Below are 11299 nucleotides of genomic sequence, written 5' to 3'. Positions count from 1 at the left end.
TCACTCTTTCTCACATCTTACCCATGGATGTGAGAATTTCTTATATCTTAACGGGGCCTTAGCTCAGCTGGGAGAGCGCCTGCTTTGCACGCAGGAGGTCAGCGGTTCGATCCCGCTAGGCTCCACCATACATACGACATGAAGAACCTCAATTCTTATTAAGAGTTGAGGTTTTTTTATTGTGATGTGTGGTGAGGCAGCTTAATAAATGGACTATTGGAGTGTTACCTTTTTTTGTGAAATTCAAATTGAGCTGCCAATCGGGTCAGAAATTGGTGGGTTTGAACTATTATTGTTCAGTTATGAGAGTTTATGGCCATAAATTTGTGATTGACTGTTATTTTTAACAGAAATATAGAGGAGAACAAGTTTTAGAATAAAGGGTGTAGGTAAGAATTGCGCCGGTTTATCATTAATTGAGCCACTTTGGGGATAATTGCTCTTCATTTTCATTAATTGCGCACCTTTCATCGATAATTGAGCAACTTGTCGAAAAATCTCTACTTGTTACCTGTACCGCAAGCAGTTTGTCATATGCCTAACCCCATACCGCACCGTGAACTGTCCCCCCTGCAACTACCCGTCTATTGTAAACAGCCTCCCAACACTCGCTCATAATATTACACCCAACCCCTCCCCAACCCATCTCCAACCGCATATATATACACAATCCTGTCCAGTTGAGTCATCGCTCACTTAAAGGCTACAATAGAGGGAGAGTAAGACAATTGGGATAGGAGGAATTATCATGAACAAAAACATTTCAATTATCGGGGTACCAATGGATTTAGGACAGATGAGACGCGGGGTCGATATGGGACCAAGTGCGATCCGTTATGCAGGGGTGGTTGAGCGTCTGGAAAACATTGGTTATGAAATTAATGACCTTGGAGATATAGAAATCGGACAGGCGGAACGTGTACATAATAATCCGGATACAAATTTGAGAAATTTGAAAGCGGTTGCTGAAGCCAGCGGGAAGCTCGCATCTACTGTGGATGAAGTGATTACAAGCGGTGATTTCCCACTGATTTTTGGGGGCGATCATAGTATTGCCATCGGTACATTGGCCGGTGTTTCCAAACAATACGAAAATCTTGGGGTCATCTGGTATGATGCACATGGGGATTTGAATACGGGTGAGACATCGCCATCTGGAAACATCCATGGTATGCCGCTTGCGGTCAGCCTGGGTATCGGTCATGAGACCCTGACAAGCATCGGAGGCAATACACCGAAAATCAAACCTGAGAATATCGTGATCATCGGTGCCCGTTCATTGGATGAAGGGGAAAGAGAGCTGATTAAAGAAAAAGGCATCAAGGTCTACACCATGCATGAGATCGACCGCATGGGTATGGCAAAGGTGATGGAAGAATCAATTGGATACTTGAAGGATAAAACGGATGGTGTTCATCTGTCCCTTGATCTTGACGGTTTGGATCCAAGCGATGCTCCTGGAGTCGGTACTCCGGTCCTCGGTGGAATCAGCTACCGTGAAAGTCATCTGGCGATGGAAATGCTTGAGGAAGCAAAAATCATTACTTCTGCGGAATTTGTAGAGGTCAATCCGATCCTGGATGAAAAGAATAAAACGGCAACCGTAGCCGTTGCCCTTATGGGATCCCTTTTCGGGGAAAAATTACTGTAACAGGCGAACGACCTGTTGCCGGTGTAGATGATATACAGAAACCCCGGCGAGGAATAAGTATTCTAAATTGGAATGAACTTAAATAAGCAAATAAGGCTGAAAACCCATACAGGTTTTCAGCCTTTTTCTATCTTCTTTCAATTTTGTTTGACTACTTGGTATTGATTTAAGAGATTGTCCAATCTCGTGCTCAAATGTACGACTTTCTCGTCTGCGTATGATGACTCTTTTGCAAGCTCTACCATTTGACGCCGGCAGTCTTCAATTTGAAACAGCAATTCGTTTCGAACCCTTCCACTCATGGTGAATCCCCCTGTACTAATAAATATTAGTCCTTTTATACCCCTTTTCAATAATTTGTAAACATTTTTATCCGAAAATTTGTTAGGATAATATTATGAAAAAAACTGCTTTTTAAAATTGTTGTTATCATCTATTGTTTAAGAGTGTTGAATAGAGTGCCTGAACGTGATCTTTTTCTTGTGGGAGATAACAAAATTTGTGAAAAGAGCTTTGAAAAAAATGAAACCTTTCCAGAGGATGAAACGTATATAAATATAGCCGCATAGAGCGGGGGTATAGCAGAAATGGAAGCATTAGTGAAAAAGCGGATAAAACAAGTGTTAAAAGGCGATCAAAGTGCCTTTGCCGAATTGGTCGAGTTGTATAAGGATAAAGTGTTTCAGATATGTTATCGGATGCTCGGGAATCGGCATGAAGCAGAAGATATCTCGCAGGAAGCCTTCATCAGGGCTTATGTGAACATCGAAACCTTCAATCAGAAGAGAAAGTTCTCGACATGGCTGTTCCGAATCGCTACCAATCTTTGTATCGACCGGATCCGAAAGAAGAAACCTGATTATTATCTGGATGCCGAGGTGGCTGGTACAGATGGATTGACGATGTATTCACAGGTAGCAGCCGATGTGAAGATGCCTGAAGATGAAGTGGAGAATATGGAGCTTCAGGAAACGATACAGAAGGAGATATCCAAGCTGCCGGAGAAATACCGATCGGTCATCGTGTTAAAATATATCGAGGAACTGCCGCTTCAGGAGATCAGTGAAATACTTGATATGCCTTTGGGTACTGTCAAAACAAGGGTACATAGAGGGCGGGAAGCTCTTCGTAAACAATTAAAATCTTTATAGAAAGGGTGAGTAGAAGTGAAAACTTGTCCTGAAGAAATGATCGACTATATGCACGACTATTTAGACGGAGACATCATTAGTGACAGTGAACAGAAATTAAAGAGTCACCTGCAGCAATGTGAAGATTGCCAGCATCACTTTCATGAGTTGAAGAAAGCGATCGCGTTTGTCCAGAGCACTTCACACATCAGCGCGCCGGATGATTTTACAAATAGGATCATGGACAGATTACCGAAGGAAAAGAAGAAGGTGGGTATGCAGAGATGGCTCCGCCACCATCCGCTGCTGACGGCTGCAGCTCTATTCATATTTTTTATGACTGGAAGCGTGTTTGCCAACTGGAATGACCATCAGGATTTTTCTTTTACCAAGAATGAAAGCCTGGTAGTGGAGGATCACACGGTCGTGGTTCCTGAAGGGAAAGTGGTGAAGGGAGATCTGACGGTCCGAAATGGCGATGTGAAGATAGAAGGAAAGGTCACAGGGGACGTCACTGTGATCAATGGGAATCAATATCTTGCTTCTGCAGGGACGGTGACCGGGGAAATCAAAGAAATCGATGCGGCGTTTGAATGGCTTTGGTACCAGATCAAAAGCGGTGCTGAAGATTTGGTTGAATGGGGAAATTCGCAACTTGATGAAAAGTAGGATATGATAAAAGGGATGAAACGAAACATGTTCGTCCCTGAAGACTGACATGTTTCATGTCAGTTTTTTTGCGGAATACTTTAAATGAGGAATACTTAGTTTATTGGAAATTATTTATATAGAGAGCCATGGGGTTCTTTCCTGTAACAGTGAGACAATGTGCTATAATAGACAGGTTACGAAAAAAGAAGCCACATGGCGGCTTACGCTTTCGATTAAGCTATTGGAGGATGTAATATGCCGTTTATCGATTTATTCTCAGAATACTCTGCCCTGGATTATGTCTCGGATATTGTAGACATTCTTGTGGTATGGTTCGTTATTTATAAATTAATCATGCTTATAAAAGGCACCAAGGCAGTTCAATTATTAAAAGGGATCTTTGTCATCATCATTGTAAGAGGACTGAGCAGTATCTTCGGATTGGATACGCTCGGATGGATGATGGAGCAGGCTCTCACTTGGGGGTTCCTCGCGATCATCATCATTTTCCAGCCTGAACTTCGCCGGGCCCTCGAGCAGCTGGGAAGGGGACATTTATTCTCAAGAACCGGCATGCAGGAGGAAGAGGAACAGGAGCAAATGATCGAGTCGATGACGAAGGCGGTCAGTTATATGGCGAAACGCCGGATTGGTGCTCTCCTTTCGATTGAAAGAGAGACAGGGATGAGTGACTACATAGAAACGGGTATCGCGATTGATGCCAAGATCACATCTCAATTGCTCATCAATATTTTCATCCCGAATACTCCGCTTCATGATGGAGCGGTGATCATCCAGAAACGGCAAATTGCTGCAGCTGCCTGTTATCTGCCTCTTTCTGAAAGTCCATTTATTTCGAAAGAGCTTGGAACAAGACATAGAGCTGCCCTTGGGGTAAGTGAAGTCACGGACAGTATCACGGTTGTTGTGTCGGAAGAAACGGGAGCAATCTCCATCACGAAGAACGGGGAGCTGCATCGCGACCTGTCTTTAGAGCGATTCAAGGAAATCCTTACGGTGGAGCTTATAGGCGATAAGACAAGTGCTTCCTCATCAAAATGGAGCTGGAGGGGGAAGAAAGAAAATGGATAAATTCATGGAATCCAAATGGTTCATGCGAGTGGTTGGATTACTTCTGGCATTCATCCTTTATTTATCAGTGAATTTTGATAATATCCAGAAGACAGCCACCAATAATGGTAATTCCCAAACGTCCTTTGACACCATCCAGAATGTCCCGCTCGAAGTGTTTTATGATTCCGAGAATCTAGTCGTCACAGGACTTCCGGAAACGGTGAATGTGACGGTGGATGGTCCCAAGTCCATCGTTCAGCAGGCAAAGATCATCAGGGATTTTCAAGTGTATGCAGACCTTAATGATATAGGGATCGGGGAGCATCGCATCCCGATTGAAATCGATAATATTTCGGATAAATTGACAGTGAAGATGAATCCGGAGTTCGTGAATGTGACCGTACAGGAGAAAGTCACGGAAGAATTCACGGTTGAACCCGAATTCAATAGCGGGCTTTTATCCAATGGATTCGAAGCGGAAGGGTTGTCCGTTGATCCGAAGACGGTCAAGGTCACAGGGGCCAAGGACCAGATTGAACAGATTGCATATGTGAAAGCAACCCTGGATATCGAGGGCGAAATAAGTGAAAATGTCACGAGGGAAGCAACAGTTCAGGTGTTGGATCGCGACTACAACAAGCTTAACGTCCAAGTCGAGCCTGAAAATGTCGATGTCACCGTCTCGGTGGTGAACCCCAGCAAGGAAGTCCCGGTAACTGTTAAACAAAAAGGTTCATTGCCGGAAGGGACGACACTCGAGTCGATATCTGTTGAGCCTGAGACGGTCAACGTATTCGGCAGACAAGAAGTTCTGGACACGATCGAAGAACTTGCAGCAGAAGTCGATTTGAGTAAAATCACGAAAGATACGACCGTCACAGTGCCGTTGTCGCTGAAAGATGGTTTGAACAAAGTGGCTCCCGAGAAAGTGAAGGTCAAATTAGACGTAAGTACGACAACCGAGAGAGAGATATCAGGATTGGAATTGAAGCCGGAGGGCTTGGATGAAGAGTACGAAGTTTCCATTATCACGCCAAAAGACGGAGCGGTCGATGCGACGCTAAAAGGTGAAAATGGGGCAATTGATGCAATAACCAAGGATGATTTCAACTTAGCCCTCGATCTGACAGGTCTGGAACCGGGTGAGCATGAGGTCGAGATCAATGCCGAAGGTCCGGAAAATGTTGACTGGACGCTATCTGAACAGACAGTGAAAATACAGATAAAAGAAAAGAACACATCAGCATAAGAGCTGTGAAAAGGAGAGATTTAGAATGGGTAAGTATTTTGGAACAGATGGTGTAAGAGGTGTAGCAAATACTGAATTAACACCGGAGTTGGCATTTAAGCTTGGCCGTTTCGGCGGTTATGTCCTGACAAAGGATGCAACGCGTCCTAAAATCCTGATCGGAAGGGATACCCGTATTTCAGGTCATATGCTTGAAGGGGCATTGGTTGCCGGCTTGCTCTCCATTGGAGCGGAAGTGATGCGTCTTGGTGTCATTTCGACTCCGGGAGTCTCTTATTTGACAAAAGCGCTTGGTGCCCAGGCGGGTGTCATGATCTCTGCTTCTCACAACCCTGTCGGAGATAACGGAATCAAATTCTTCGGACCGGACGGGTTCAAATTATCAGACGATCAGGAGCATGAGATTGAAGAGCTGCTGGATCGAACGGAGGACAGCCTGCCCCGTCCTATCGGTGCTGATTTGGGACAAGTAAGTGATTATTTCGAAGGTGGACAGAAGTACCTTCAATACTTAAAACAGACTGTAGACGAAGATTTCGATGGTTTACATATTGCATTGGACTGCGCACATGGTGCCACTTCCGCACTTGCGACCCACTTATTTGCCGATTTGGATGCGGATATTTCCACGATGGGAGCATCTCCGGATGGGTTGAATATCAATGAAGGAGTCGGCTCCACCCATCCAGAAACACTTGCTGAAATGGTGAAGGAAAAAGATGCGGATGTAGGACTTGCCTTTGATGGAGACGGAGACCGCATCATCGCTGTTGACGAACACGGAAATATTGTAGACGGCGATCAGATCATGTACATTTGCGGTAAGTACTTGAAATCGGAAGGCAGACTGAAACAATCTACCGTTGTATCGACGGTGATGAGTAATCTCGGTTTCCATAAAGGACTTGAAGAGCATGGGATTCAAAGCATCCAGACTGCAGTCGGCGACCGCTATGTAGTGGAAGAAATGAAAACAAACGGCTACAACCTGGGCGGCGAACAATCAGGTCATATCATTTTCCTTGATTACAACACGACGGGAGATGGACTGTTAACAGGTATCCAGCTTGTGAACATCATGAAAATGACAGGCAAATCCCTTTCCGAGTTAGCGGGAGAAATGAAGAAGTTCCCCCAGAAGCTTGTGAACGTCCGTGTAACAGACAAGCACCATGTGACCGATAATGAAAAGGTGAAAACCGTAATCGGTAAAGTGGAAGAGGAAATGAACGGAAATGGACGCATTCTTGTTCGTCCATCCGGTACGGAACCTCTTGTCCGTGTCATGGCCGAAGCTCCTACTGAAGAATTATGTGCAAAATACGTAGATGAAATTGCGGAAGTCGTGAAAGAACAAATGGGATTAAACGAATAACTATTCTTATGCATGAGGGGTACCACAATGACCCCTTATGCATATTTAATAGTGTGAGTTTATTTTATTTACGCGTTTATGGATTATTTCGGGAAGATAACAATGTGGTAACAACTGCATCCGGTGTTCAGATTTTTATTGACGCAGGAGTTCCTGCTGGTGTATGATGATTTTGTTTTTGATTTTCAAAAAATCTGGAAACAACGCATTTCGATTCAAGAATGGAAAGGTGGATCGTTCATAAATCAATTTTTCTAAAGCGCCAGGACTAGACATGACCGCTATGTTTAGTTGACGAGGTGGAGGTTCGATCGATGGTTCGGCGGATGCCTCCCGGTTCTGAATGTCACGGAGCCGTAAGATTCTTCTTTAAAACATTGAGGCAACTTGATGGACAAAGGGAAGATGAAGAGAGACATACTAAATCTAATGACAATTGAGATAAGGGGGCAGGACGTCCCCTGAAGATATCTTGCCCCCTTTTCCATCAGGGAGGATATTTAATTATGTGTGGTATCGTAGGATATATAGGAAATTCGGATACAAAGGAAATTTTATTAAAAGGTCTGGAGAAGCTTGAGTACCGCGGTTATGATTCTGCAGGAATCGCCGTTCAGAATGCGGATGGCATCCATGTGTTCAAAGAAAAAGGACGTATTGCGGATCTTCGCGGAATCGTGGATGAGAACGTGGCAAGCAACACTGGTATCGGGCACACCCGCTGGGCGACTCACGGAGTACCAAGCCAGGTGAATGCACACCCTCATCAAAGCACGTCCGGCCGTTTTACAATTGTTCATAACGGAGTAATCGAAAACTACTCCCAGCTAAAGCGTCAATATCTTACTGATGTTGAGTTTAAAAGTGAAACGGACACGGAAGTAATCGTTCAGTTGATCCAAAAGCTTGTTGACGAAGGAAATGCTGTAGAAGAAGCATTCCGTCAAACATTAATGCTGCTTAAAGGATCTTATGCCATCGCCCTGTTAGATGCTGAAAATGACGAGACAATCTTTGTTGGGAAAAACAAGAGTCCGTTACTTGTAGGTCTTGGTGATGACTTCAACGTCGTGGCAAGTGATGCAATGGCCATGATCCAAGTGACGGATCAATTCGTTGAACTGATGGATAAAGAAATGGTCATCGTAACAAAAGAGAAGGTTGAAATCCAAAACCTGATCGGAGAAGTAATGGAACGTGCTCCTTACACTGCTGAAATTGATGCCAGTGATATTGAAAAAGGAACATATCCACATTACATGCTGAAAGAAATCGATGAGCAGCCATTAGTGATGCGTAAGATCATTCAAGCTTACCAAAATGAAAACAACGAGCTTCACATCGATGAGCCGATTGTCGGAGCAATGAAAGAAGCAGACCGTATCTACATCATTGCTGCCGGAACAAGCTACCATGCAGGACTTGTTGGTAAGCAATTCATCGAGAAGAATGCTGGAATTCCTGTAGAAGTCCATGTTGCGAGTGAATTCAACTATAACATGCCGCTTCTGTCTGAGAAGCCATTATTCATCTTCATTTCTCAAAGCGGTGAAACAGCTGACAGCCGTGCCGTTCTTGTTCAAATCAAAGAGATGGGCCACAAAGCATTAACGGTGACAAACGTGGCAGGATCCACTCTTTCCCGTGAAGCAGATTACACGCTTCTTCTTCATGCAGGACCTGAAATCGCAGTAGCTTCAACGAAAGCATATACAGCTCAACTGGCTGTATTGGCGATTCTGGCTCATGTTACGGGTCAATCTTGCGGAACGGTTCAGGACTTCGATCTGATCCAGGAGCTTGGAATTGTAGCAACAGCTATGGAAGCGCTATGTGATACGAAGGAAGAGTTCGAGGAAATCGCCCGCGAATATCTGTCAACAACGCGCAACTGCTTCTTCATTGGACGTTCACTCGACTTTTATGTAGGACTTGAAGGTTCACTTAAGCTGAAAGAAATCTCTTACATCCAAGCTGAAGGATTTGCAGGAGGAGAGCTCAAGCACGGTACAATCGCTCTGATCGAAGAAGGAACACCTGTTGTCGCTCTTGCAACCCAGGAAGCTGTAAACCTGAGCATTCGTGGTAATGTGAAAGAGGTAGTGGCTCGCGGAGCAAACCCTTGCATCATCTCCATGAAAGGCTTGGAAGACGAAGAAGACCGCTTCGTCATCCCGGAGGTTAACCCAATGTTAACACCTCTTATCTCTGTCATTCCGTTACAATTAATTTCTTACTATGCTGCTCTGCACCGCGACTGTGATGTAGATAAGCCGCGTAACTTGGCAAAATCAGTTACGGTTGAGTAAGGATATAGATAAAAGCATTGTGAAATGTACTTGAAAAAATAACACGAGTGAAAATCGGGATCCTATTCCAATTTTCACTCGTGTTTTTTGTTGGATGATTATAAACGCGGATAAGGTAATCTTGTTGCCTGATAAGCAACAGGTTTTTTTCTTAACAGAAACTTGCTATAAGCCCTTATAACAGCAATCTATGAAATACATTGACGGCGTATACTACAAACTTCACTTGAAGTTGAAGTATCCATTACATAACTAAAATTGAGATATTGAACATTGTTCTTATTGCTGCCCATGTAACTCCTTGTATGAAATTCGTAAATGCTGAACAAGGTAACACTAAGACGTTTGGGAGAGGTGAGTACTATAGAACAGACATGGCTTTCTTTAATTCCTTTCATTATCGTGATTGGGTTTTCGATCTGGTTAAAACAAATACTTCCAGGACTCGTGCTGGGGCTGCTTGTTGGAGCATTTCTAGTGGATTTCAGCTTGCTTGATGGATCAAAAGAAACGGTCAACTATATCGTAACGACACTATCAGAGCCGGGAAATATAAATATCATCGCTTTTCTATACTTGTTTGGCGGACTGATAGGTATGATGCAAATATCCGGAGGGGTCAAAGGTTTTTCGGAGTGGGCAGGCGACAAAATAAGCTCTGAACGCGGGCTCCTGTCAGTAATCTGGCTTACACTTCCTTTTACATTTATGATGCCGATGTTCCGAATCATGATGATTGGTCCGGTTGTAAAGATATTGCTGAAAAAGGTCAACATATCAAGCTGGAAAGTCGGCTTTACGATGGACGTTTCGACAGGTTCAGTGATTGTTCTGTTACCAGCAGCAACCGCATTTGTCGGATTCATGGTTTCACTAATCGAAGGTGGGATTCAAAAACACAACCTGGAGGCAGATGCCTATCAAATATTTCTGTCCAGTATTCCTTTTAACTTCTTTGCAATTGTTATGTTGATTTTTGGATTGGTTTGGACATTCTGGTCAAAACCTAAAAAGAAGGACGTAAATAAAAACAAAGGTGAGGAGAAGTTTCACCGAATAGGAATTAAAAAAGAATTGTCCATGGTGAAAGCACAACCGTGGAACTTAATCGTCCCTCTGTTTTTACTGCTTGGACTGACATTATTCCTGTTGTGGCAGGATGGTATGGAAAAAGGAGCCACGGGGATATTTAATGCACTTGCGCAAGCGGATGCTACTTTTGTCATTCTTCTTGCTGTATTTGTTACCCTGATTCTCACTTTCATTTTCTATATGCTTAGGAAGCAAAAACTTGGTGAGACAATGTATCATTTTTATGATGGTGGAAATCAACTGATGGAACCGATCATTCTTCTTGTACTTGTATGGTCATTATCCCTTGTGGCAGAAGATCTTGGATTTTCCCGATTTATCGAGGCAACCCTTGGTTCCTTCCTTCCAGGTTTCACCATTCCAGCCATTGTCTTTTTAGTCAGTTCAGTTGTCAGTTATTTCATTGGTTCTTCTTTTGGAACATGGGGGATTTTCATGCCGCTTGGAATAGCAATGGCGACTTCAACTGGCGCATCGCTTCCTATGACAGTCGGTGCTGTGTTTGCCAGCGGTTCATTCGGTGCGATGACATCCCCGCTTGGTGACACAACGATTACAACTGCATCCATTCTGGATGTCCCCCTTGTTGAATATGCCCGCTATAAATTAAAAATCGTCTCAATTGGGGTTGGCATCACGGCAGCGCTTTACCTTGCAGCCGGATACTTTCTTGGTTGATTGCATGTCGTGTCGGTTCCGAATTTTTTTCAACGGATGTGATTGCCGGGGGATTTATATGAGTTAGTTTAATCCTGACAACAACCCCCG

The 11299-nt window shown here is 43.8% G+C and carries 9 protein-coding genes and 1 tRNA gene; 9 read left to right on the top strand and 1 reads right to left on the bottom strand.

Annotated elements, in window-relative coordinates; all coding sequences use genetic code 11:
* The first annotated feature begins 52 nt into the window (after positions 1-52).
* Both V6B33_RS19410 and rocF read left to right on the top strand, forming a co-directional pair.
* Positions 53-128, top strand: a tRNA-Ala gene (locus V6B33_RS19410).
* Positions 129-748: 620 nt separating this feature from the next.
* Positions 749-1651 (top strand): arginase, encoded by a 903-nt coding sequence (gene rocF / locus V6B33_RS19405; RefSeq protein WP_334219325.1) that lies wholly within the window; start codon positions 749-751, stop codon positions 1649-1651.
* Between the two features lie 137 nt (positions 1652-1788).
* On the opposite strand, the gene V6B33_RS19400 is transcribed toward rocF, so the two are convergent.
* Entirely contained in the window at positions 1789-1953 is a 165-nt protein-coding gene (locus V6B33_RS19400; protein ID WP_334219324.1) for an aspartyl-phosphate phosphatase Spo0E family protein, read from the bottom strand.
* Positions 1954-2238: 285 nt separating this feature from the next.
* Here V6B33_RS19400 and sigW point away from each other — a divergent pair, with 285 nt between their 5' ends.
* The 7 genes from sigW (at position 2239) to V6B33_RS19365 (ending at position 11209) form a co-directional block, all read left to right on the top strand.
* Positions 2239-2802, top strand: coding sequence for an RNA polymerase sigma factor SigW (gene sigW, locus V6B33_RS19395; protein ID WP_334219323.1), 564 nt, complete (start codon positions 2239-2241; stop codon positions 2800-2802).
* Between the two features lie 36 nt (positions 2803-2838).
* Positions 2839-3450, top strand: a complete 612-nt coding sequence (locus V6B33_RS19390; RefSeq protein WP_334219330.1) for an anti-sigma factor — start codon at positions 2839-2841, stop codon at positions 3448-3450.
* A gap of 237 nt (positions 3451-3687) precedes the next feature.
* The gene (gene cdaA, locus V6B33_RS19385; RefSeq protein WP_334219322.1) at positions 3688-4524 is read left to right on the top strand and encodes a diadenylate cyclase CdaA; all 837 of its coding nucleotides are present in this window, start codon (positions 3688-3690) and stop codon (positions 4522-4524) included.
* On the top strand, positions 4517-5755 hold the full coding sequence (locus tag V6B33_RS19380; protein ID WP_334219321.1) for a CdaR family protein: 1239 nt from the start codon (positions 4517-4519) through the stop codon (positions 5753-5755). Before cdaA ends, V6B33_RS19380 begins: the two co-directional genes overlap by 8 nt.
* 25 nt (positions 5756-5780) lie before the next feature.
* Positions 5781-7130 carry a phosphoglucosamine mutase gene (glmM, locus tag V6B33_RS19375; RefSeq protein WP_334219320.1) on the top strand — a complete coding sequence of 450 codons (1350 nt, stop codon included), beginning with the start codon at positions 5781-5783 and terminating at the stop codon, positions 7128-7130.
* A 506-nt stretch (positions 7131-7636) separates the two neighbouring features.
* Positions 7637-9439, top strand: a complete 1803-nt coding sequence (glmS, locus tag V6B33_RS19370) for a glutamine--fructose-6-phosphate transaminase (isomerizing) (protein WP_334219319.1) — start codon at positions 7637-7639, stop codon at positions 9437-9439.
* Between the two features lie 363 nt (positions 9440-9802).
* Positions 9803-11209, top strand: coding sequence for a Na+/H+ antiporter NhaC family protein (locus V6B33_RS19365; RefSeq protein WP_334219329.1), 1407 nt, complete (start codon positions 9803-9805; stop codon positions 11207-11209).
* Positions 11210-11299 lie beyond the last annotated feature (90 nt).

The sequence above is a fragment of the Mangrovibacillus sp. Mu-81 genome, from assembly GCF_036867415.1.
Classification (GTDB): domain Bacteria; phylum Bacillota; class Bacilli; order Bacillales; family Bacillaceae_B; genus Rossellomorea.
The sequence above is the reverse complement of the archived record's forward strand: the minus strand, read 5'-3'. Positions and strand labels throughout refer to the sequence as shown.

What these genes read in the sequence shown, in the direction of transcription:
- rocF (WP_334219325.1), top strand. Translation starts at nt 749, where the DNA reads ATGAACAAAAACATTTCAATTATCGGGGTACCAATGGATTTAGGACAG.
- V6B33_RS19400 (WP_334219324.1), bottom strand. Translation starts at nt 1,953, where the DNA reads ATGAGTGGAAGGGTTCGAAACGAATTGCTGTTTCAAATTGAAGACTGC.
- sigW (WP_334219323.1), top strand. Translation starts at nt 2,239, where the DNA reads ATGGAAGCATTAGTGAAAAAGCGGATAAAACAAGTGTTAAAAGGCGAT.
- V6B33_RS19390 (WP_334219330.1), top strand. Translation starts at nt 2,839, where the DNA reads ATGATCGACTATATGCACGACTATTTAGACGGAGACATCATTAGTGAC.
- cdaA (WP_334219322.1), top strand. Translation starts at nt 3,688, where the DNA reads ATGCCGTTTATCGATTTATTCTCAGAATACTCTGCCCTGGATTATGTC.
- V6B33_RS19380 (WP_334219321.1), top strand. Translation starts at nt 4,517, where the DNA reads ATGGATAAATTCATGGAATCCAAATGGTTCATGCGAGTGGTTGGATTA.
- glmM (WP_334219320.1), top strand. Translation starts at nt 5,781, where the DNA reads ATGGGTAAGTATTTTGGAACAGATGGTGTAAGAGGTGTAGCAAATACT.
- glmS (WP_334219319.1), top strand. Translation starts at nt 7,637, where the DNA reads ATGTGTGGTATCGTAGGATATATAGGAAATTCGGATACAAAGGAAATT.